General features: G+C 71.7%; 19 protein-coding genes and 1 pseudogene. 8 read left to right on the forward strand and 12 right to left on the reverse strand.

What is annotated here, in order from left to right; translation table 11 throughout:
• Positions 1–148 precede the first annotated feature (148 nt).
• Positions 149–1,426 carry a sensor histidine kinase gene (locus OHA55_RS11705; protein ID WP_266705481.1) on the forward strand — a complete coding sequence of 426 codons (1,278 nt, stop codon included), beginning with the start codon at positions 149–151 and terminating at the stop codon, positions 1,424–1,426.
• A 39-nt stretch (positions 1,427–1,465) separates the two neighbouring features.
• On the opposite strand, the gene OHA55_RS11710 is transcribed toward OHA55_RS11705, so the two are convergent.
• From OHA55_RS11710 to OHA55_RS11720, 3 genes are all read right to left on the reverse strand, one after another.
• Positions 1,466–2,155, reverse strand: coding sequence for a response regulator transcription factor (locus tag OHA55_RS11710; RefSeq protein WP_266705483.1), 690 nt, complete (start codon positions 2,153–2,155; stop codon positions 1,466–1,468).
• A gap of 62 nt (positions 2,156–2,217) precedes the next feature.
• Positions 2,218–3,039, reverse strand: coding sequence for a VOC family protein (locus OHA55_RS11715; protein ID WP_266705485.1), 822 nt, complete (start codon positions 3,037–3,039; stop codon positions 2,218–2,220).
• A gap of 153 nt (positions 3,040–3,192) precedes the next feature.
• On the reverse strand, positions 3,193–5,235 hold the full coding sequence (locus tag OHA55_RS11720; RefSeq protein WP_266705487.1) for a hypothetical protein: 2,043 nt from the start codon (positions 5,233–5,235) through the stop codon (positions 3,193–3,195).
• A gap of 287 nt (positions 5,236–5,522) precedes the next feature.
• On the opposite strand from OHA55_RS11720, the gene OHA55_RS11725 reads away from it, so the two are divergent.
• The 3 genes from OHA55_RS11725 (at position 5,523) to OHA55_RS11735 (ending at position 8,311) form a co-directional block, all read left to right on the forward strand.
• Entirely contained in the window at positions 5,523–6,173 is a 651-nt protein-coding gene (locus tag OHA55_RS11725) for a TetR family transcriptional regulator (RefSeq protein ID WP_266705489.1), read from the forward strand.
• A 200-nt stretch (positions 6,174–6,373) separates the two neighbouring features.
• Positions 6,374–7,060, forward strand: a complete 687-nt coding sequence (locus tag OHA55_RS11730) for a pyridoxal 5'-phosphate synthase (protein ID WP_266705491.1) — start codon at positions 6,374–6,376, stop codon at positions 7,058–7,060.
• 141 nt (positions 7,061–7,201) lie between these two features.
• Positions 7,202–8,311 (forward strand): tyrosine-protein phosphatase, encoded by a 1,110-nt coding sequence (locus OHA55_RS11735; protein ID WP_266705493.1) that lies wholly within the window; start codon positions 7,202–7,204, stop codon positions 8,309–8,311.
• Between the two features lie 97 nt (positions 8,312–8,408).
• Here the strand turns inward: OHA55_RS11735 and OHA55_RS11740 are convergent, their stop codons facing one another.
• Both OHA55_RS11740 and OHA55_RS11745 read right to left on the reverse strand, forming a co-directional pair.
• The gene (locus OHA55_RS11740; RefSeq protein ID WP_266710402.1) at positions 8,409–9,437 is read right to left on the reverse strand and encodes an IS30 family transposase; all 1,029 of its coding nucleotides are present in this window, start codon (positions 9,435–9,437) and stop codon (positions 8,409–8,411) included.
• A 429-nt stretch (positions 9,438–9,866) separates the two neighbouring features.
• A complete protein-coding gene (locus OHA55_RS11745; protein WP_266705495.1) occupies positions 9,867–10,235 on the reverse strand; it encodes an FKBP-type peptidyl-prolyl cis-trans isomerase in 369 nt (122 codons plus the stop codon).
• Between the two features lie 145 nt (positions 10,236–10,380).
• Between OHA55_RS11745 and htpX the strand changes: the two genes are divergently transcribed.
• Both htpX and OHA55_RS11755 read left to right on the forward strand, forming a co-directional pair.
• The gene (gene htpX / locus OHA55_RS11750; protein WP_266705497.1) at positions 10,381–11,292 is read left to right on the forward strand and encodes a zinc metalloprotease HtpX; all 912 of its coding nucleotides are present in this window, start codon (positions 10,381–10,383) and stop codon (positions 11,290–11,292) included.
• 40 nt (positions 11,293–11,332) lie between these two features.
• Positions 11,333–11,917: a hypothetical protein gene (locus tag OHA55_RS11755; protein WP_266705499.1), complete on the forward strand. Its 585-nt coding sequence runs from the start codon at positions 11,333–11,335 to the stop codon at positions 11,915–11,917.
• A gap of 37 nt (positions 11,918–11,954) precedes the next feature.
• Here OHA55_RS11755 and OHA55_RS11760 read toward each other — a convergent pair whose 3' ends face one another.
• Together OHA55_RS11760 and OHA55_RS11765 are read right to left on the reverse strand one after the other, a co-directional pair.
• Complete coding sequence (locus OHA55_RS11760; protein ID WP_266705501.1) at positions 11,955–12,203, reverse strand: DUF397 domain-containing protein; 249 nt, start codon at positions 12,201–12,203, stop codon at positions 11,955–11,957.
• A complete protein-coding gene (locus OHA55_RS11765) occupies positions 12,200–13,015 on the reverse strand; it encodes a helix-turn-helix transcriptional regulator (RefSeq protein WP_266705503.1) in 816 nt (271 codons plus the stop codon). Before OHA55_RS11765 ends, OHA55_RS11760 begins: the two co-directional genes overlap by 4 nt.
• Positions 13,016–13,099: 84 nt before the next feature.
• Here OHA55_RS11765 and OHA55_RS11770 point away from each other — a divergent pair, with 84 nt between their 5' ends.
• The gene (locus OHA55_RS11770) at positions 13,100–13,522 is read left to right on the forward strand and encodes a hypothetical protein (protein ID WP_266705505.1); all 423 of its coding nucleotides are present in this window, start codon (positions 13,100–13,102) and stop codon (positions 13,520–13,522) included.
• Positions 13,523–13,735: 213 nt separating this feature from the next.
• Here the strand turns inward: OHA55_RS11770 and tgmC are convergent, their stop codons facing one another.
• Both tgmC and OHA55_RS11780 read right to left on the reverse strand, forming a co-directional pair.
• The gene (tgmC, locus tag OHA55_RS11775) at positions 13,736–14,869 is read right to left on the reverse strand and encodes an ATP-grasp peptide maturase system methyltransferase (protein ID WP_266705507.1); all 1,134 of its coding nucleotides are present in this window, start codon (positions 14,867–14,869) and stop codon (positions 13,736–13,738) included.
• Positions 14,853–15,035, reverse strand: a pseudogene (locus tag OHA55_RS11780) (ATP-grasp ribosomal peptide maturase); the annotation flags it as partial. The pseudogene OHA55_RS11780 and the gene tgmC, both read right to left, overlap by 17 nt.
• 257 nt (positions 15,036–15,292) lie before the next feature.
• Here OHA55_RS11780 and OHA55_RS11785 point away from each other — a divergent pair.
• The gene (locus OHA55_RS11785; RefSeq protein ID WP_266705509.1) at positions 15,293–16,498 is read left to right on the forward strand and encodes an NAD(P)/FAD-dependent oxidoreductase; all 1,206 of its coding nucleotides are present in this window, start codon (positions 15,293–15,295) and stop codon (positions 16,496–16,498) included.
• Here the strand turns inward: OHA55_RS11785 and OHA55_RS11790 are convergent.
• The 3 genes from OHA55_RS11790 to OHA55_RS11800 form a co-directional block, all read right to left on the reverse strand.
• Positions 16,425–19,130 (reverse strand): tetratricopeptide repeat protein, encoded by a 2,706-nt coding sequence (locus OHA55_RS11790; protein ID WP_266705511.1) that lies wholly within the window; start codon positions 19,128–19,130, stop codon positions 16,425–16,427. The two genes, OHA55_RS11785 and OHA55_RS11790, sit on opposite strands and share 74 nt — an antisense overlap.
• Complete coding sequence (locus tag OHA55_RS11795) at positions 19,127–19,534, reverse strand: hypothetical protein (protein ID WP_266705513.1); 408 nt, start codon at positions 19,532–19,534, stop codon at positions 19,127–19,129. The genes OHA55_RS11790 and OHA55_RS11795 overlap by 4 nt, the downstream gene beginning before the upstream one ends.
• 63 nt (positions 19,535–19,597) lie before the next feature.
• Positions 19,598–20,965 carry an MFS transporter gene (locus OHA55_RS11800; protein ID WP_266710570.1) on the reverse strand — a complete coding sequence of 456 codons (1,368 nt, stop codon included), beginning with the start codon at positions 20,963–20,965 and terminating at the stop codon, positions 19,598–19,600.
• Positions 20,966–21,010: the final 45 nt, after the last annotated feature.

The following is a 21,010-nucleotide window of genomic DNA, read 5'->3' on the forward strand; positions in this document are numbered from 1 at the left end:
CGTACTCGGGGGAGGGCACGACCGCCGGTGTTCCCCATGCTGCCGCCCGCACGGGACCGGCCGGGTCGGCCGCAGGTACCGTTCGGCGTCCGGTCTGTCGGTCATTCGGCCGACACCGTCCGGCGGACGGCTCCTTACGCTGGTGGGCGTGGACTGGCACCTTCCGTTTACCCCGGCCGTCAATCGGCTCATCGCCGTGTTCGGCCTGCTCGCGTTCGCGCTGACCTGGGTGGCGGATCTCGCACTGCTGAGTTCGGCGCCGGACGCGTTCTCCCCGGCCACCAACTGGCTGTCGGTCCTGGTCACCGGGCCGCTCACGATGCTCGCCGTCGCCGAGCCCCGGCTCACCCGGTTCTCCGCCGCCGCGACCCGCTTCGCACCGCCGCTGCTGCCCCGCGTCTGGTGCGTCGTCGCGATGTCGCTGGCGCTGACGGGCGTCTGCCTGACCATGCCGTCGAAGGAGTCGTCCCTCGGCGCGCTGGAGTGCGCGGGCCTGCTCGCGCTGGTGATCCGCACCATCGCCCAGACCGAGAGCGCGCGGCAGGCGGCCGCCTCGGCGGCGGCGCTGAGCTTCGCGGTGCTGGCGCTGCCGGTGCGGATGGGCCTGTGGTCGGTGATCGTCCCGGGCGGTTACGTCCTGACGGTGGCGCTCGCCCTCACCATCACCCTCGGCTGCGCCATCCGCGCCCTGGAGGCCCGGCGGCGGCGCAACATCGCCGACGTCCGGCAGGCCGAACGGCTCGCCCTCGCCCGCGATCTGCACGATCTGATCGCCCACCACATGACGGGCATCATCGTCCAGGCGCACGCGGCGACCGCCATCCACGCCACCGCCCCGGAGAAGATCGAGCCGATCCTGCGGAACATAGCCCAGTCCGGCACCGAGACGCTCGAATCGATGCGCCGGCTGGTACGCGTGCTGCGCGAGGACAACCACGTCCCGCAGCGGCCGGGCGATCTGCTGAGCGAGCTCTCCGAGCTGACGGCCGCGCACTCCGCGCCCGCCGCCGAGGGTGCGCCGGTGGCCGCCGCCCGGCTGGAGGCGACCGCCGCGGCCCGTACCGCGCATCTCACGCCGGAGGTGGAGATCTCCGCGTTCCGGGTCGCGCAGGAGGCCCTGACCAATGTGCGCCGCCACGCCCCCGGCGCCCAGGCGTCCGTGCGTCTCGACGCGGACGGGTCCTGGCTCTGGGTCACCGTCACCAACACGGCCTGCGCCTCCGTCTCCGCCAAGGGAACACCCTCCGGGAGTTACGGCGGCTTCGGCGGACAGGGCGGCTTCGGACTCATCGGGCTGCGCGAACGCGTGGAGGCCCTGGACGGGACCCTGCGGACCGGCCCGCTGCGCGACGGTGGCTGGGAGGTCCGGGCGGGCTTCCCGCTCCAGTCTCCGCCCCCGGCGACCGGTGCCCCCTGGGAGGCCTGAAACCGGACGCACCGGTCTTCCGTCCGGCTCGGGCCGGGCTCATCCGCGCGGCTGGACGGCCCCGTGCTCCCAGGCCCACGCGGCGACCTCGACCCGGTTACGCGCGTCCAGTTTGGACTGTATGCGCCCCAGATAGGTCTTCACCGTCGACAGCGACAGGAACAGCTCCTCGCAGATCTCCTGGTTGGTGCGGCCCACCGCGACCAGCCGCACGATGTCCCGCTCCCGGGTGCTCAGCAACCCCTGCGGTTCCGTGCCCGAGGCGGCGGTCGCGGGCGCCGCGTGGAGTTCCGCGCGCTCCAGCCGGCGCAGCAGCCGTACCGTCACCGCCGGGGACACCAGCGCGTCGCCCCGGGCCGCCGCGTGCACGGCCTCCACCAGCAGTGCCGGGGTGGCGTCCTTCAGCAGGAACCCGCAGGCGCCGTTGCGCAGCGCGCCGCGCACGTAGTCGTCCTGGTCGAAGGTGGTGATCACCACGACGTTCATCGGGTCGGCGACGCCGGGCCCGGCCAGCAGCCGGGTCACCTCCAGACCGTCCAGGCGCGGCATGCGGATGTCGGCCAGCACCACCCGCGGCCGCAGCCGCCGGGCCAGCTCCACGCACTCCACGCCGTCCGCCGCCTCGCCGACCACCTCGATGCCCGGCTGCGCCTCCAGGATCATGCGGAACCCGGCCCGGACCAGTTCCTGGTCGTCGGCTATCACCACGTCGATCTTCGTACCGGACACGGGCTTGTCCTATCACGGGGCGCGGGGCTCCCGTACCGCGTACCGGCATGGCGTCCCGAGGCCTACGGCAGCATCGGGTCCGCCGGCTGGAGCACGGCGAACACGGCGCCCTGGTCGTCCTGGAACGCCGCCATCCGCCCGTACGCGATGTCGAAGGGCGCGGCGGTGACCCGGCCGCCCAGTTCCTGGACGCGTTCGGCGGTGCGGTCGCAGTCGGCGACGGCGAAGTACGTCAGGAAGTGGCTGGGCATCATCTCGGGGAAGGCGTCCGTGATGACGCTCCGGCCGCCGACCGCCGTGTCGGGGCCGGGGGTGACGCCGGGCGGGGACCACATGCGGAAGTCGATGGCGCTCTTCGCCGCGCCGGTGTCCCCGCTCCCCGGACTCCCGGGCGTGTCCAGATCGGCGCTGCGGAAGCCGAAAACGCGGGCGTAGAAAGGGTCCACCCGGTCGGGGCGCCGGGTGTAGAGCTCGGTCCAGCAGTACGAACCGGGCTCGTTCTGCTTCTCGAAGCCCGGCCGCTCCTCCGCCTGCCACAGCCAGAAGGCGGCGCCGTCGGGGTCGACGGCCTGCGCGAGAATCCCGGCGCGGCCCGCGCGCACGGGGTCGGTGATGATCTGTCCGCCCTCCGCGCGGATCGCGGAGACGGTCGCCCGGATGTCGTCGGTGGCGAAGTGGACGCCCCAGGTGGTGGGCATCCGGCCGTCCGTCTTGGCGGCGAGTGCGGCGACGAGCCGGCCCTCGCTGTAGGCGTCGGCGAAGGGCATGCCGTCCCCGGCGCGGAAGGTCCAGCCGAAGAGCCCGCCGTAGAAGCGCTTTCCCGCTTCGAGGTCGGAGAGGTGCACCTCCACCCAGCAGGGAACGGAGTGCGCGAATGCCGCCATGGGCCGGGGTCCTTCCCTCGCCGGGAGCGCGCGGTCCTGCCGCGCGGCCGGGCGCGTCACGTGTGCGTGACACCTGTCCCGGCCAACGTAACGGCGCCCGCGCTCCCCCGCCCGCCGGTGCGCCCGCCGGTGAGCCCAGCGGTGAGCCGGCCCTCACGGCAGGGCGAGTACGTCGTCGATCGCCGCGCGGATCGTCTGGTCCTGGAGGATGTCGGAGTGGTCGCGACCCGGGGTCAGGCGCCGGTCGAAGCCCTTGACGGTGTGCAGCGCCGCCCTCGCCTCCGGGGTGATCCGGCCGATCTCCGCCAGGGTGCGCAGGGCGGCGAGGAAGCTTCCCCAGCCGTCTCCGCCGTCCGCCACCGGCAGGACGAACTCCTCCAGGACCGACGCGCTCGGCTCGGGTTCGCCGGTGATCGACCACAGCGTGACGGCCGCGTCCAGCCGCGTCGGCCCCGCGGAGCCGTCCAGGATCTCCCGCACCCGCGGGGCGTACGGGGCGGCCTCGGGCCCGAACCCGCCCAGCAGGAAGACCGCCCGCTCCGGACTCGTCATCTCCTCGCCGGCGAGGCGAACGGCCGCGGACGTGTGGCCGCCGACGCGCAGGGCGCACCACTCCATGTACAGCGGGTCCCCGCTGCCGGGGGCGCACGCCCGCACGGCCTCCTCGGCGGACGCGGCGCCCGGCCCCATCGCCAGCAGGGCCTCGACGGCCAAGTGGCGCTGGTGCGGGAGCAGCGCCACCACCTCGGGCAGGGCGGGCAGCGCCGCCTCTCCCCACGCCGTGAGGACCCGGAGCAGATGCTCCGTCAACGAGCAGGAGTGCCCGGTGAGCCGCTGCTCCTCGGTCCGCCACCGCATCACCTCCCGCAGGGCCGGCAGCAGGACGTCCGCGCGGTCCCGCAGCGGTCCCAGTACGTCGTCGATCCCGGGCAGCCGCGGGCTCTCCCACGTGTAGCCCTCCTCGTAGTGGGCGCGGTACGGCGGCTCGTACACCTGCTCGACCAGCCCCGGCAGGCCGCGCGGGTCGCCGATCCGGGTCAGGGCCCAGCGCGCCTGGCAGGCGACGGTGCCTTCGAGGAGTTCGTCCTCCCCCTCGTCGTCGACCAGTGCGGCCAGCAGATCCGCGTACGGCTCCGAGCGGGCACCCAGCACCGCGAGGACGTACCCCGCCCAGAGCCTCGCGCCGGGGTCCGGGCAGGTCAGCAGGGATCCGGCGAGGGGCAGCAGCGCGGGTTCGACGGAGCGGTGGTCCGCCAGCAGTTCCCACGCGCTCTCCAGTGCGGCGCGGAGCAGCGGAGCGTCCCCGTTGCGCGCGGCCTCCCCGGCCAGCCGGACGATGAACGAGACCGCGGGTCCTGGTGCGCCGGCGAAGCCGAGCATGATCCCGTGGAGGCCGTTCTCGCGGGACAGGAACTCCTCCGCCTCCGGCAGGTAGGAGAGCTTCTCGAAGTCCCGCCGGGTCTCGTCCACGTCCCCGCCGGCGAACACCTCCACCAGCAGATCGGAGTGCCGCTCCAGCACGTCGTGGTCCAGGTCCGCCCAACCCTCCAGGGCGGCGATCCGCATGGCGGGGCTGCCGTCGCGCACCTCGCCTTCGAACACCGCCCGCACCTCCTCGGCCGTCACCCCGGCAAGGGATCCCCGCCGGACCTCGCCCGCCGCCGCCCGGCCCAGCGCCCACAGCAGGTTCAGCCGGATCGAGGGCTCGGTCTCGTACCGCCACCTCTCCAGGAGCGGGGCGACGTGCCGGGCGAAAGGCAGGGCGCATCGCCGCACTTCGGCGTTCCCGTCCGCGAGCAGCGCCAGCAGGGCGGGCTGCTGGTGCAGCCGGGCCGCCGGCCACCTCTCGTCGATCCGGTGCGGTTCTGCCGTACGCGCCACCTCGTCGAGCCGTTTCACCAGGTCGAGCAGGTCCGTGCGCACGCGGACGCCCGGATCGGCGGCGAGGGCCACGAGGAAGGGCAGCGCTTCGGTCGCCGCCTTGTTCACCCGGTCACCGCCCCTTCCCGTCAGAACGAGCTCCATGCGCCACCCGTCCATGTCCTCGATCGCCCCGTCCAGGGCGATGCTCCGCAGCACCTGGGGCACCCGCTCGACCGGGCAGGCCCAGTCCGACTCCCGCGGGTCCCAGGGGACGGCCGCCAGGGCTTCGAGCGATATGGCGGGTACGGAGGGTCCAGCGGGTACCGCGGTCATTTCCACTCCCCGGGAATGGGTCTGCCGGCGGACGCGCCCCTCGTCGGGCGAAAGTTGTCCACCGAAGTTGTCCACAGGCTGTTGATAACACTTACGGTTCCAGCCAATCGCCTCGGAGACCTCGGGCGAACACCCGCGCCGCAAGGGCCCCAGAAGTATCCGTCCCACCCTCCGGATCGCACGTAAAAGATGGCCGAAATACCACCCGTCGCCCTCTGCGCGCTGGGTAATTCCCCATTTGCACTCGGCCGAATCGCGCTCCGTTCACCCGTCGGTAAGCTGACGGCATGACAGGACAAGTACGCACCGTCGACGGCCGCGTGGCCGGTCGACGCGGTCAGGCGACGCGGCAGAAGCTGCTCGATTGCCTCAGCGAGATGCTCAGCTCCTCGCCGTACCGGGACGTCAAAGTCATCGACGTCGCACGGAAGGCGGGGACTTCACCCGCGACTTTCTACCAGTACTTCCCGGATGTGGAAGGCGCCGTCCTCGAAGTAGCCGATGAACTGGCCAAGGAGGGCACCGGACTGAACGAACTGGCCTCCGGCCGCTCATGGGTCGGTAAGGCCGGCTGGCAGGCTTCCGAGGAACTCGTGGACGGTTTCCTCGACTTCTGGCGACGCAACGACGCGATTCTCCGCGTGATCGACCTCGGTTCGGCCGAGGGCGACAAGCGGTTCAACAAGATTCGCGTGAAGATCCTCAGCTCGTTCACCGGCTCCCTCACGGACGCGGTGAAGGAGCTCCAGGGCAAGGGCAAGGTCGACAAGGACGTGAACCCCGCCGCGGTTGCTGGTTCGCTCGTCGCCATGCTGGCCGCCGTCGCCTCGCACCAGAAGGCCCTGACCACGGGCACGGGTGTCAAGGTCGGCGAACTCCGCCCGAATCTCGCCCTGTTGGTGCACCTCGGTGTCACCGGCAAGAAGCCCACGAAGTAGGCGCCCTCGACGGATCGACCCCTTGACCGGGCGGCGCACGGCCAACCCCGGACGTCCGGCATCCTGTCTCACCGACGGCGGGCCACACGCGCGACGTGGCCCGCCGTCGGTGTATCCGGAAGGTGTGTCCGGAAGGTGTACCCGGAACACGCCGCGCACCCCCTCCGCCGCCTCCGCCTCCGCCTGCTGCAATGGGCGCCATGAGCGACGACGACGCGTCCCGTACCGACGCGCACACGGCCTTTCTCCGCCTGCTGCACGCCCAGCGCGTGTGGGACACCGAGCTGCCGGCCTTCGATCCGGTGGCCGCACCCGACGCTCCGGTCCCCCTCTTCCACGCCTGGTTCGCCCAGGCCGTGGCCGCCGGCCAGCCCGAGCCGCACACCATGGCGCTGGCGACCGTCGACGCGTACGGCCACCCGGACGTGCGGACGCTGATGCTGCACGACGCCGACGAGCGCGGCTGGCGGTTCGCGACCCACGCCACCAGCGCCAAGGGACACCAGCTCGCCGCCCATCCGCACGCGGCGCTCAACTTCTACTGGCCGGTGCAGGGCAGGACGGTACGGGTGCGCGGCCCGGTCGCCCTCGGGTCGCCCGAGGAGAGTCGGGCCGATCTGCACGCCCGCTCCACCGGTGCGCTCGCCTCCGGGCTGGTCGGCCGGCAGAGCGAGGTCCTGGCCGACCCGGCGGAACTGGCCCGCGCCTCCGAGGCCGCGTGGCGGCGGGCACAGGACGAACCGGACGCGGAGGTCGAGAGCTGGCGGAGGTACGTCGTCCAGCCGCAGGAGGTCGAGTTCTTCCAGGGCGACCCCCGCCGCCGCCACGTACGGCTCCGCTACCGCCGCCGGGGAGCGGGGTGGGTGCGGGAACTGCTCTGGCCCTGAGGACCCGCGTGCGGATCACGCGGGGCTCGCGTGCGGCCGGGTTGGGCGCTCAGCACACCGGACCAGAGGTGCAGCTCAGCTTTGTCGGCAGTTCATTCAGGGTTTCCCCCTCGCTCGTCCGGCAAAAGCAGGCTCACCCCCATGAACACCATGAACCGCGCCAAGGTCTCCGCGGCCGTCGCCGCCGCCGCTCTGCTCGTCGGGGCCGGCGCCTCGGCCGCTTCGGCCACTCCTCACCACGCTCCGGCCCACCGGGGCAAGCCGTCCGCCTCGCACGAGCAGCAGCGTCAGCAGCGGATACCGTTCACCGCCGCGAACGTCACGGCGAACGACGACGGTTCGTACACCCTGACGTGGACCGCCCCCGGGGTCCGCAGCGTGGCCGTCAAGGCGAACGGCAAGGTCGTCGCCAAGGGCGGCAGCCACGCCACGGTCACCGTCAAGCACCTGCCGGCCGCCGACCGCCAGTGGTTCGACTTCGTCCCGTCGAAGGGCGGTTCGCTCCACCTCGCGGACCGCGAGATCGCACTCCAGGGCGCGGTCAACTTCCGCGACGCGGGCGGCTACCGCACCAGCACGGGCCAGTGGGTCAAGATGGGCGAGGTCTACCGCTCCGGCGCCCTGAACACCCTGACCACCGCCGATGTCGCCAAGCTGAACCGGCTCGGCATCAAGGTCGACTTCGACCTGCGCACCGCCGGTGAGCGCACCTCCGCCCCGGACACCGTGCCGGCCGGCGCGAAGTACGTGGTCGCCGACGTCATCGGTGGCGACGTCACCTCGGCGATCGACCTGTCCTCGGCCGAGAAGTCCGCCCAGTACATGGTGGACGGCGAGAAGTCGATGGTCAGCTCGGCCACCGGCAAGGCCGCCTACCAGCTGGTCTTCGCCGGTCTCGCCGACGACGACCAGCACGCGGTGCTCTTCCACTGCTCGGCGGGCAAGGACCGCACGGGCTGGGCGAACGCCGCCCTGCTGACCGCGCTCGGCGTTCCGAAGGCCACGGTCATGCAGGACTACCTGGCCAGCAACACCTACCGCGCCGAGGCGAACGCCGCCGCGCTGGCCGCGATGCCGGCCGAGATGGCCGCCGCGTACAAGCCGATGCTGGACGTCCGCGCCGAGTACCTGAACTCCGGCTTCGACGAGGTCGAGGCCACGTTCGGCTCGTTCGAGAACTACGAGAAGAAGGGCCTCGGCCTCTCCTCGAAGGAGATCAAGGAGCTGAAGTCCTCGCTGCTCGTCGGCTGAGGCTCAGACGCGGCCCAGGCCGTGTCACCGCGCTGAACACAGGTGCCCCTCTCGGCGGAGAGGGCGGATTCTTGGGGTCCTCGCAACACCTGATGGCCTATGCGGTTGTCAGTAGAGCACGCAGGCGCTCGGCTGGGGTTCTCCAGCCGAGCGTCTTGCGTGGCCGGCCGTTGAGTTGCTGGGCGACGTGTTCGAGGTCTTCGGGGCTGTGGACGGACAGGTCGGTGCCCTTGGGAAAGTACTGCCGCAGCAGACCGTTGGTGTTCTCATTCGACCCGCGCTGCCAGGGAGAGTGGGGGTCGCAGAAGTAGACGGGGACTCCGGTGGCCACGGTGAACTGCTTGTGGGCGGCCATCTCGCACCCCTGGTCCCAGGTCAGTGAGCCACGCAGGTGTGCGGGCAGGGTCCGGATCAGCGGGACCAGTACGTCGCGCACCTCCTCGGCGGTGTGTCCGCCGGGCAGATGTCCGAGCATGACGTAGCGGGTGGAGCGCTCGACCAGAGTCACGATCGCGCTCGCGCTCCGGGGACCGACGATCAGATCGCCTTCCCAATGGCCGGGGACCGCCCGGTCCTCGACCTCGGCGGGCCGCTCAGAGATCATCACCATCTCGTCGACGAACCGGCGCTGGCGTTGGTCCGGGCTTCGGTGCGGCTTGCGGCGGGTGCGCCCGGTGCGCAGCGCCAGCGCGACTTCACGGCGCAGTCCGCCGCGGGCCTGGACGTAAACCGCCTGATAGATCGTCTCCGGACTCACCCGCATGCCCTCGTCGTCGGGGAACTCGATGGGGAGAGCGTTGCAGATCTGCTCGGGCGACCAGCGTTCCTGGAGCCGGTCCGCGACGAAGTCGCGCAGTGGACCTTTCTGGGCGAGCTTGGACTCCTTGGGGCGGGACCGGCTCCTGGCCCATGCGCGCTGGGCTTGGTGCGGGCGGTAGGTGCCGCCTGCCGAGTGGGTGTCGATCTCGCGCTTGACGGTCGAGGCCGGCCGACCCAGGGCCCGGCCCATCGCGCGCAGCGAGTGGCCCTCGCGCCGCATGTCGGCGATCAGCTCCCGCTCGGCCACGGTGAGGAACCGGGGGTGGAGATCGGCCTCGACGGCGGTCAGGGACGGGCCCCCCGACACAACGGTGGTGGTCACACCAGTCGTATAGTCGATCAAGCGGCCGTCCGCATGCAGACGTGAGTGGCCGATCTGCCGAATGCCTCGGTCCCAGTCCTGGGCTGTGCGCGGGTGGACACCGGCCTGGACCGCAGCCTCACGGCGTCGGACCCCGGCCGCCCGAAGGCGCTCGTACTCCGCCCGTCGGGGATGCCCGCCCCTGCTGGGCTTGCCACGACCACGAATGCCGGCCTTGCGAGCCCACCCGGCCGCCGTATGCCGGCTCACCCCTACCGCCCGAGCCGCCCCGGTGACGCTGCCGTCCGCCTCGTCCAACGCCTCGAAGAACCTCGACTTCAGCGCCTCAAAATCCATGATCCCCGCAACCCCTGGAACTCCAGGGTGTTGCGGGGATCAGTGGAACCCGCCAGAGGGGCACCTGTGCGTCGCGCGTCACGACGCCTCGATCAGGTCCACAACGAAGACGAGCGTCGAGCCCGGCGGGATCAGCGAGGAGGGCGACTGCTTTCCGTAGGCGAGGCGCGGAGGGATGACGAGTTCGCGTCGGCCGCCGACCTTCATCCCCACGATGCCCCGGTCCCAGCCCTTGATGGCCCGGCCGCCACCGATGGCGAACTTGAACGGCTCGTCCCGCTCCCAGGAGGAGTCGAACTCCTTGCCCGTCGCGAAGGTGACTCCGACGTAGTGGACCCGGACCACCTGGCCGCGCTTCGCCTCCGTGCCGTCGCCGACGACGATGTCCCTGATCCGCAGTTCGGTGGGCGGGTCTCCTGCGGGGGGCTCGATCCGGGGCTTCTCCATCGCGGCCTCTCTCCTGTCCGTTCTCAGGTCGCCGGAAGTCTCCGTACGCCGCTGATCACGCTATCCGGCGGACCAGCGTGCGGGACTCGTCCCCTTTCCACCGGACAGGAGCACCATGGAGGCATACGAGGCATTGGAGGCACCCATGGCCAGGACCCGATCCCGTTACGCCCCCGACCGGGGTCTGACCACGCGCATGGTGTCGACCATGTTCTTCATCGGCCTGTTGTACGTGGTCCTGGTCGGGGTACTGCTGGCCGTGCTGCCCGGCTCGTGGGCGGTGATCCTGATCATCACCGGCGGGCTGTTCGTCGTGCAGTTCTGGTTCAGCGACCGGATCGCCGCGTACGGGATGGGCGCCCGCGAGGTCACCCCCGAGGAGGCGCCCGAGCTGCACGGGGCGATCGACCGGATCTGCGCCCTGGCGGACATGAAGAAACCCCGGGTGGCCATCGCGCAGAGTGACGTACCGAACGCGTTCGCCACCGGCCGGAACGAGAAATCCGCCCTGGTCTGCGCCACCACCGGACTGCTGCGAAGACTGGAGCCCGAGGAACTGGAGGGCGTCCTCGCCCACGAGATGTCGCACGTCGCCCACCGGGACGTGGCGGTGATGACCATCGCGTCGTTCCTGGGCGTGCTGGCGGGGATCATCACCCGGGTGGCCCTGTGGGGAGGCTTCGCCCGCAACAGCCGGGGGAACGACCCGGCGGGCATCATCGTCATGCTGATCCCGCTGATCAGCGCGGTCGTCTACGCGCTCAGCTTCCTGCTCACCCGGCTTCTCTCCCGCTACCGCGAGCTCTCCGCCGACCGCACCGCCGCCCTGCTCACCGGCCGCCCCTCGGCGCTCGCCTCCGCGCTGACGAAGGTCAGCGGGCAGATGGCGCGCATACCCACGGAGGACTTGCGGAAGGCTGAGCCGTACAACGCCTTCTACTTCGTCCCCGCGTTCTCCTCGAAGGAGAGCTTCAGCCGGCTGATCTCCTCGCACCCGACCCTGGAACAGCGACTCGACCAGCTGGCCCGCATCTCCGCCGACCTGTCCCGCCCCTGAACGACCGCCCCGCCCCGCACGTCCCGGAGGAGCCCTCACCGTGGGTCTGTTCGACGCGATTCTCGGCCGGAGCAAGCCGGTCCGTCCCGATCTGGACCAGCTCTTCGCCGTACCGTCCGCCGCCCTGACCCTCCAGGCCGCCACCGGCTTCACCCCGTCCGGGCTGGGCTCGGTCTGCTTCGCGGGGGTGGAGGGCGCGAACTTCGCGCGCCTCCAGGACGACGTACGGGAGCTGCTGGATGCCGATACGGACCGGGGCGGGGTGCCGGTGGAGTTCAGCCAGGACGCGTACGGCTACACCTGGCTGCTCGCCCAGCAGCCGCCGGACGATCCGGCGGCCCTGGTCAACGACCTGCACGCGGTGAACACGCTGCTCCAGGACGGCGGCTTCGGCCCGCACCTGCTCTGCTCGCTGATCGGCTTCCGCGACCCGGAGGGCCGCTCGCTGGCGCTGGTGTACCTGTACAAGCGCGGCACCTTCTACCCGTTCGCCCCGGCTCCCGGTGGCGCGGAGAAGCGGGACAACGGCCTGGAGCTCCAGGTCCGCGCCGCACTCGGGGACGACCTGCGGGTGGAGAAGGAGCTGGCCCGGTGGTTCCCGGTGTGGGGCGCGCCGGGCCTGTGAACCGTACGCACCCGCGTACGGGAGCGTGCGGTACGGATCAGGCGCCGACGGTCCCCGCGAGGAACGCGGTCCAGGCGTCGGGGGCCACGGCGAAGGTCGGGCCGTCGGTCACCTTGGAGTCGCGGACGTGGACGGCCTGGGGACAGGCGGCCACCTCGACGCACTCGCCGCCTTCATTGCCGCTGTAGCTGGACTTGCGCCAGGTGTAGGCGACCTCGACGCAGGCACCGCCCTCGTTGTTGCTGTAGCTGGACTTGAACCACGCCAGTCCGGAACCGGTACTCACAACTGCCCCGCCTTCTTCTCGATGAGTTCGGCGGACTCCCAGGGGTTGAGCGCCTGCGCCCGCAGAATGCCGAAGAGGTCGGACAGATCGCTGACCTGCTCGGGCTTGGAGATCAACCTATCGCCGCCTTGCCCCTCGACGAACACAAGACTGCGACCCTCCGCCGTGTTCATCAACTGCATGGGCCCGTTGAGTCCGGCGTGGGTGTGCTGTTGGGAGGGCACGACCTGCACGGTCAGGTGGTTCAGGCGCTCGATCTGCTCCAGCAGATGGAGCAGTTGCTCCTTCAACACCGCAGGTCCACCGAGGGACTTCTCCAGGATCGACTCCTCCATCACGAAGCCGACGTGCGGCGGGTCGGCCCTGGTCAGCACCGGCTGCCGTTCGAGTCGCGCCCCCACGTGGCGCACGATCTCGTCCTCCGTGTAGGCGGGCTTGCGGGACCGGTAGAGCGCGTACGCGTACGCCTCCGTCTGCAACAACCCCGGGATCAGCATCGTCTCGTACGCGCTGATGACCCTGGCGTTCCGCTCCAGCCGCGCCCAGTCCAGGAACTTCGCCGGGTACTTCTCCTCGTCCACCAGCTCGATGCACGCCTTCAGCGCCCCCCGGGCGTCGAACACCCGGTCGGAGTCGTGCAGGAACTCCAACGACGGGATGCGTTCGGCGCGTTCGTACGCTCCCATCAGCGATTCGGAGATCAGCAGGCGGTCCGCCGACTCCTTCTGCGTGAGTCCCGCGCGTGTCCGGTGGATCCGGATCAGGTCCCCCACGAGCCGTCGCACTCCCGAGGGCTCACCACTCGTTCCCACAGCCACCACCTTCGTCCCCACATCGCCCTGATGTGGACCGTGTCGTACTGGTCACGCTAGGCAACCGGCGGGATTCTCGTAGCCATGACGAACAAGAAACTCCCCGAATGGGTCCCGGTGGCCGGACATCAACTCCACCTGACCGGAATTCACTTCGACGCGATTCGGTTGAAGGGCGTACGAGGCGAGGCCGTCGTCCACCACCTGATCTCGCTCACTGCGGGTGAGCCCGGTCCGGTGGTGCGCGAGGTCGCCGGGGCGCGGTGGACTTACTTCCTGATCCCTCCCGGATCGAGCAAGGAGTTCGACTGGCCGCCGGGTGCCACCTGTTTCGGCCCGGCCGCCCGGGACCACTGGGTCGGCATTCCGGCCGCCGAGGGCAACACGTACCCCCTGAGCTGGCGGTGCGGGTCGCCGGAGGAGGGCGAGTACGTGGACCCGGAGTTGCTGTACGGGCTGGTGTGGGCGCAGTTGGCCTGGGAGGCGGACGAGGCGGATGAGGAGTAGGGCGGAGTGACGGCAGGAGCGGGCGCGGCCGTGGGCAATGCCCCAGGGTGGTCCACGAGCCGGTGCGGCAGCGTACGGACGATCAGTGACCGGTTCGACATGGCCGGCAGAGAAACCGGCTTCGTGGAGCGATCGCCGCGACGACCGCGTGGCCCGGGCGCGCGGTAGGCACACATCCGGGCCACGCGCTCCGAACCTCGGGCCTCCCGCCGGTCAGCTCCAGGAGAGTTGCTGACCGTCCTCACTCAGGTGCAACGTCATACGTTCAGCCGCCGGCCGTCCGTCCTTGACCCAACGCAGCACCTGTTGGGAGATCGCGTCCCACACCCGCTGTCGGCCACCCTGCCGTACGAGCCAGCGCCCGCCCTCTTCGTACAGCAGGGCCCAGGACTCTCCCTTCACGTCCACGAACAAGGACTCGGCATGCCCATCGCGGTCCAGTCCGATCCGCTGGACGCCGGGGACCGCGAACTGGGCTACGAAGCGCGGGGTCCACTCCTCCAGCGCATCCGCGCCGAGGCGGGCCTCTTCGGTCTCTCCAGCTCCTGTCGCGGGCAGCAACCCCAGTGGGGGAGCCTGATGCGGCCGGGCGAGCATGAACGACACCTCTCCGCCGAGGACCGGCCCACTCGCGGTGCCGTCGTGCGCAACGGTCAGACGAACCAGCTCGGAGGCTCCCATCCAGCCACCCACCGTGGCCAGAATCTCTCCGCCGGACTTGGTCTGCGAGATCCAGGCACGAGGGACGTGGTGCACACCGCAGGTGGCGATGATCCGGTCGTAGGGGCCCGCACCGGCGAAGCCTTCGAGTCCGTCTCCGACGACCAGCTCGGGGTGGAAGCCGAGACCGGCGAGTGCCACCCCCGCCCTGGCCGAGACGTCGGGGTCGACCTCGATCGAGGTCACGTTCTCCGGGCCGAACGCGCGGGCCATCAGCGCCGTGGAATACCCCGTGCCCGTGCCGATTTCGAGAACCCTGCCGCCTCGGGGCAGCCCGATCTCCTCCAACATCCGGACGACCAGACTGGGCAGTGTGGAGGAGGACGTCGGACGCTGCGTGATGCGGCCGTCGACTTCACGCGGAACGATCGCACCGGCCAGTTGCGTAACCAGCGTGTCGTCCTCGTAGACGCGGCGCAGGCTGTCCTCGCCGTCCTGAAATCGAGGCCGATACCAGCCGTCGCCCTCGTGCTCGAACCAGCCGTGCACCAGAAACGCCTCTCTCGGCACGGACATGAGGGCGGCTTCCCAGACGGGGCTGTGCAGCACCCCGGCCCTGGTCAGGTCCTGTGCGAGGCCGGCACGGAGGCCCTCGGAGAGAAGGTTGTCGTCAGGCTCCACGGTCATGGCCTTCCTGCAGCAGATCAGCGATGGCGCGGGTGATGGGGAGCCCGGTTTCGTGCTCCAGCCAGGCCCACTGGCCGTTGGGGTTGCACTCCAGGAACCACCATCCGCCATCTGTTGACACGGCAAAGTCGAAAGCCCCGAAATCGAGGCCGAATGCCCCGAGGAAGCGCAGGAGGCCACGCCGCATCGCACACCCGGGCGAACAAGCCGCGGAGTATGGACGAACCATCACTCTTCCACGCTTCCAACTCCCCCTCCGCCCAATTGGACAACGAGGTGGGCCCACCCTGGGACTCATGCAGAACCAAATGGCGAGGCGGCCCCTGATGGGTGCTCAACCGCCCGCGTCCCGTGATCAATTCGCAATGGATTCCCGTCTCTGCCGAGACCCATTCGGGTAACGCGCGATTAGGCTCGACGCTCATGTCCGACACCGCGCCCGCTCACGGCAGTTCCGCTCGTCCCGCCGCGATTCCGGCCTCCATCGACCGTACGGAGGACCGTCCCGTCTACGTGATCGGGGGCGGGCCCGGGGGGCTCGCGGCGGCCGCCGCGCTGCGGGCGCAGGGGGTACGGGTCGTGGTGCTGGAGAAGGCGGCGGAGGTCGGCGCCTCCTGGCGCGGCCACTACGACCGGCTCCACCTGCACACCACCCGGCGCTGGTCGGCGCTGCCGGGGCTGAAGATGCCCCGGAAGTTCGGGCGTTGGGTGTCGCGGGACGACGTGGTGCGGTACCTGGAGAAGTACGTCGAGTTCCACGAGCTGGAAGTGATCACCGGCGTCGAGGTGACCCGTGTCGACCGGGCGCCGGACGGGGCCGGCTGGGTGCTCTCGGCGACCGGCGGGCGGGTGCTGACGGGACGCGCGGTCGTCGTCGCGACGGGCTTCAACCACACGCCCCACATACCCGATTGGCCCGGCCGAGAGGCGTGGGACGGGGAGCTGGTGCACGCGGCGCGGTACCGCGACCCGAAGCCGTACGCGGGCCGGAGCGTGCTCGTCGCGGGGATCGGGAACACCGGGGCGGAGATCGCGGTGGACCTGGTGGAGGGCGGGGCCTCGGAGGTGCGGATCGCGGTGCGTACGGTCCCGCACATCGTGCGGCGGTCGACGGCCGGGTGGCCCGCGCAGGCGACGGGCATCCTGGTGCGGCGGCTGCCGGTGTGGCTGGTCGACCGGGCGGGCGCCCTGATGGCGCGGGCCGCGGTGCCGGACCTCGCGGCGCAGGGGCTGCCGCGCCCGGACACCGGGCTGTACTCGCGGGTGAAGGACGGGGCGATCCCGGTGCAGGACGTGGGGCTGATCGACGCGGTGAAGGCGGGGCGGGTGCGGCCGGTGGCGGCCATCGCCTCGTTCGAGGGCGCGGAGGTGGTGCTGACCGACGGGACGCGGCTGACGCCGGACGCGGTGGTCGCGGCGACGGGTTACCGCCGGGCGCTGGAGGGGCTCGTCGGGCACCTCGGGGTGCTGGACGGGCGGGGGCGGCCGGTGGTGCACGGGGCGAGGTCCCCGCGCGAGGCGCCGGGGCTGTACTTCACCGGGTTCTCCAACCCGATCAGCGGAATGTTCCGCGAGATGGCGCTGGACGCGCGACGAATCGCACAGCGGATCGCCCGTTCGCCACGCTGATGGCGTGGACCGTCGCGACGACGGCGCTCGTCCCGGCGAGCTCCTCCCACGCCTTCACGGTCCGGGAGTCAGCGGTGCCGAGGTCGCGCGCGCAGTCGGTGAACACCCGCTCCAGCAGAGCGATCCCCCGGGCCGGCGATCCTGTCACGAAGTGCGAGGCCGCGACTTGGGTCCGGGCCAGCAGGGTGTGCGGGTCGTACGGGCCGAGGACCCGGGCACAGTCGGCGGCGAGCCGGCGGTACTGACCGAGCGCCGTTCGCGCCTCCCCCGCGAGCAGCAGACTCTGGGCGAAGTGGCGTCTGCTCATGAGGGTCTCAAGGTGGTCCTTCCCCAAGACCCGCTCCAGGCGGGCGAGATTGTCCACGTGGAGCGTGCGCGCCCGCTCCCCCTGCCCGGCCTCGGCGCAGGCCGCCGCCAGGAACTGGCGGGAACGCAAGGCCTCGATGTGGTCCTCGCCGTAGAGCCGGCAACGCTCGGCCAGGTCCTTCTCGAAGAGAGGCAAGGCCCTGCGCGGGTCACCCGCCTCCCTGTACGTGATGGCGAGTTTGTATCGCGCGAGCAGCGCCTGCGGATGGTCCGGCCCGAGATGGTGCGCCGCGTCGAGGTTCTGCCGGAACAGGACGGCGGCGCGCTCCTGATCACCGGCGAGCAGGTGGACTTCCGCGAGGTGGCAGCGGGCCACCAGGGTCGCGGGGTGCCGCTCTCCGTGAACGCGCAGGTGCTCGTCCAGGTTGAGGCGGAGTGTCTCGATCGCTCGGGCCGACTGTCCGGCCGACTCGAGGGCGTGGCCGAGGGCGTCGCGGGCGGCCAGGGTCTCGGGATGGTCCTCCCCCCGCACGCGGAGCAGGTCGTCGAGCACCCGGCCGTGCATCACGAGCGCCCTGTCGATGTCCCCCCGCCCCTCGTGGACGTGCGCGAGTCCGGATCGGATGGCCAGGGCGAGCTGGTCCTCTTCACCCTCGGCCCGGATCACGTCGGCGAGTACCCGTTCGTAGAGCGTCTCCGCCCGGTCCAAGTCCCCGGCCTTGTACGCCGACGTCGCCAGGTTGGCCCGGAGGATGCGGGTGTTCGTGTCATCGCCGCCCACGACACGACGGGTGCCGGCCAGGAGCGCCTCGATGAGCTCCTCCGCCTGCTCCGTTTCTCCCAGCCCCACGAGGACTTCGACCAGTTCGCTCCGGCAGATCAGTACCGCCTGGGCGTCGTCCCCCAAGGCGGCGACCAGTCCGTCCAGCGCCCGGCGGTAGTGGTCGGCGGCCGGCTCCAGGACGATCTGCTCCTTCAGCAATCGCGCCGCCCAGCTCAGCAGGCGGGCCGTCGCTTCGGAGTCGTCCTCGGGCGCGGTGTGCCGGGCCAGCGCCTCGACGTGCACGAGGAGCGACCGCCCCAGTGGCCAGAGGTCCGGCCGGTCCGCGTCGGGAACGGTTCTGAGCAGGCCCTCGGTCGCCCGCTCCCGCGCCGCCGCCACCGCGTCCGCCGCGCGGTGCGGGTCGTCCGGGTCGGAGGTCCGCGCGAGGGCCTGCACCAGGCGGTGGACGGAGAGGGTGCCGTCCGCTCCGGCAGTGATCATGCTGTGGGCGACCAGGCGGCCGATCGCCTTGGCGAGGACGGGAGGCGGTGCGAGGTCGTCCAGCAGGTCGCGGGTGATGCGGTCGGGGGCGTACCAGGCGAGGGTGCGCAGGACGTCTCCGGGGAGCGGGGTGTCGGCGAGGCGGTCCAGGGTGATGCGCCAGACGCGGGCCACCGTGCGGTCCGCGTCGGTGGTCTCCGCGCCGGTCGCGTACGTCTCGGCGGGCCAGGAGCGCAGCATGGCGAGGTAGGCGCGCGGGGTGGTGCCGTTCTCGTGGCAGTACGCGGCGGCCTGCTCGACCGCGAGCGCCAGGTGGCCGAGCTCCTCGCACACCTCGGCGGCCCCGTCGGTGTCGCGGGGCCCGGTCTGCGTGAGGACCCGGCAGAACAGCTCGACGGACTCGGCGGGGGCGAAGACGCCGAGCCGGACGGTGGTGGCGGTCAGGTGGTGCCAGCCGGTGGCGAGGCGGGTGGTGACCAGGACCCGGCCGCCGCCGCCGAGCCGGTCGAGCAACGGGCGTACGTCGTCGGGGAGGTTGACGTTGTCGAGTACGAGCAGCCAGTCGTCGTGGGCGGCGAGCCAGGCGAGGGCGCGTTCGCGCTGGAGCTCCTGCGGGAGTCCGGTCAGTCCCGGCTGGAGGGCGCGGGCGAGTCCGGCGAGGCCCGCCTCGACCCCGGCGGGGCTGTCGGCGCCGATCCACCAGCGGAGCCGGGCCGTGCAGCGCCTGGCCGCCCAGTGTGCGGCGAGGGCGGACTTGCCGACCCCGCCGAGGCCGCTCACCGCCCGCAGCACCACGCCGCCGGGCGCTTCGAAAGCGGTGTCCAGCGCGTCGAGTTCGGCGGAGCGGCCGACGAAGAGGGCGCCGCGCGGCAGGTTCGAGAGCCCGCCGGCCGCCGCGTCCGAGGGGATGGGGCCGTACGCCTCGGCCGGTGGCAGGGTGGCGTTCTCCACGTGCAGGGCGACGGAGTTGAGGATGTCCCGCCCGGCCGCGTTGGATCCCGCGCGGGCGGTGACGGGCGGCGCCTGCGGGGTGTCCGGGCCGGTCGGCGGCTTGCGTTTCACGAGCCGTGGCGGGCGGTCGAGCCGTCGATGTCGCCGCCGGCCGCGTTCGAACCGCCGGTCGCGGTGATGCCCGGGGCCTCCGCCCCCTCTGCGGGAGTGGGGCCGCCCGTCGCTGTGTCGTGTGCCGAGGCGGAACGGATGCTGCCGCGTGCCGCGTTGGAGCCCTCGGCGGCCCGTACGGGCTCGGGGGCGGGTACGGGCGCGGTGGGCGTGCCCGCGCGGAGCTGCCGGAAGGCCACCGCCAGCGCGACGGCGCCCACCACCGAACCGACCACCCCCGCGATCTGGCTCGACCGCTCCAGGTCCGCCGCCGTCACCCAGACCAGCAGCCCCGCCGCCACCACCGCACCGGCCCCGGCCAGCACCCACCAGGTCGTCCTGCCCACTCCGCGCGTCCCCGTCATGGAGGCATTCTCGCGTCGATCGCCGTGCGCCGCACGGAAGTTGTCGCGCGCGGGCCGTACCGCTCAGGCCGCCGCCACGGCCTTCCCGCCCCCGGGCAGGGGCGTGCGGCGCACGACGAGGGACATCAGGGCGGCCACCGCGCACAGCGCCCCGGCGGCGTACCAGACGACGTCGTAGGAGCCGAAGGCGTCCCGGGCCACTCCGCCGAGGAAGGCGACCACGGCCGCGCCGATCTGGTGCGAGGCCAGCACCCAGCCGAAGACGATCGCGCTGTCCTCGCCGTACTGCTCCCGGCAGAGGGCGATGGTGGGCGGGACGGTGGCGACCCAGTCCAGGCCGTAGAAGACGATGAAGAGGACCATCGGCGGGTGCACCGAGGGCGCCATCAGCATGGGCAGGAAGAGCAGCGAGATCCCGCGCAGCGCGTAGTAGACGGCGAGCAGCCGGCGGGAGTCGAAGCGGTCGGTGAGCCAGCCGGAGAAGACCGTGCCGACGATGTCGAAAACCCCGATGACGGCGAGCAGCGAGGCGGCGGCGGTGACCGGCATGTGGTGGTCATGGGCGGAGGGCACGAAGTGGGTGCGGATCAGGCCGTTGGTGGAGGCGCCGCAGATCGCGAACGCCCCGGCCAGCAGCCAGAACGGCCCGGTGCGGGCCGCGTCGAAGAGCACTCGCAGCGCCCTGCCCGCGCCGCCCCGCGCGGGGGCGGGCCGCTCCGTGTACGTGCCGCCGTAGGGGGCGAGGCCCACGTCGGCGGGGTGGTCGCGCAGCAGGAACCAGACGAGCGGGACGACGACGAGCGCGGCGAGCGCGACGGTCACGGAGGCGGGTCGCCAGCCGTGCTCCCTGACGATCCAGGCGCAGAGCGGCAGGAAGACCAGCTGGCCGGAGGCTCCGGCGGCGGTGAGGATGCCGGTGACCAGGCCGTGCCGGGCGACGAACCAGCGGTTGGTGACGGTCGCGGAGAAGGACATCGCCATGGAGCCCGTGCCGAGACCCACCAACAGACCCCAGTAGACCATCAGCTGCCAGGAGGCCGTCATCCAAACGCTGCCCAGCGCCCCCGCGGCCACCACGGTCAGCGCGAGGGCCACCACCCGCCGGATGCCGAACCGGTCCATCAGCGCGGCGGCGAAGGGGGCGGTGATTCCGTAGAGCGCGAGGTCGATGGAGACGGCGAGGCCGATCTCGCCGCGCGACCAGCCGAACTCCGTGTGCAGCGGGTCGATGAGGAGACCGGGCAGGGCGTTGAAGGCGGCGCCGCCGATGATCGTCACGAAGGCGACGGCGGCGACGATCCAGGCACGGTGGATCCGGGGGAAGGTCGGAACACGGTACGGGCGGGGGGACTTGCCGGCCGGGGACGGGGGCAGGCGCTCGCCCTCACCCGGGGCGGCGCTCTGGGATGTCTGGGTCACGTCCACGAGCATCCGGCCGGGGACGGAGTAGAGGCGAGTGGCCTGGAAGCCACCTGT

The organism is Streptomyces sp. NBC_00102 (genome assembly GCF_026343115.1).
In the GTDB taxonomy this organism is placed as follows: Bacteria; Actinomycetota; Actinomycetes; order Streptomycetales; family Streptomycetaceae; genus Streptomyces.

Excerpts from the sequence above, each read along its gene's own strand:
- OHA55_RS11715 (WP_266705485.1), bottom strand. The coding sequence starts at position 3,039 with ATGGCGGCATTCGCGCACTCCGTTCCCTGCTGGGTGGAGGTGCACCTC.
- OHA55_RS11720 (WP_266705487.1), bottom strand. The coding sequence starts at position 5,235 with ATGACCGCGGTACCCGCTGGACCCTCCGTACCCGCCATATCGCTCGAA.
- OHA55_RS11725 (WP_266705489.1), top strand. The coding sequence starts at position 5,523 with ATGACAGGACAAGTACGCACCGTCGACGGCCGCGTGGCCGGTCGACGC.
- OHA55_RS11730 (WP_266705491.1), top strand. The coding sequence starts at position 6,374 with ATGAGCGACGACGACGCGTCCCGTACCGACGCGCACACGGCCTTTCTC.
- OHA55_RS11735 (WP_266705493.1), top strand. The coding sequence starts at position 7,202 with ATGAACACCATGAACCGCGCCAAGGTCTCCGCGGCCGTCGCCGCCGCC.
- OHA55_RS11745 (WP_266705495.1), bottom strand. The coding sequence starts at position 10,235 with ATGGAGAAGCCCCGGATCGAGCCCCCCGCAGGAGACCCGCCCACCGAA.
- htpX (WP_266705497.1), top strand. The coding sequence starts at position 10,381 with ATGGCCAGGACCCGATCCCGTTACGCCCCCGACCGGGGTCTGACCACG.
- OHA55_RS11770 (WP_266705505.1), top strand. The coding sequence starts at position 13,100 with ATGACGAACAAGAAACTCCCCGAATGGGTCCCGGTGGCCGGACATCAA.
- tgmC (WP_266705507.1), bottom strand. The coding sequence starts at position 14,869 with ATGACCGTGGAGCCTGACGACAACCTTCTCTCCGAGGGCCTCCGTGCC.
- OHA55_RS11785 (WP_266705509.1), top strand. The coding sequence starts at position 15,293 with ATGTCCGACACCGCGCCCGCTCACGGCAGTTCCGCTCGTCCCGCCGCG.
- OHA55_RS11795 (WP_266705513.1), bottom strand. The coding sequence starts at position 19,534 with ATGACGGGGACGCGCGGAGTGGGCAGGACGACCTGGTGGGTGCTGGCC.
- OHA55_RS11800 (WP_266710570.1), bottom strand. The coding sequence starts at position 20,965 with ATGCTCGTGGACGTGACCCAGACATCCCAGAGCGCCGCCCCGGGTGAG.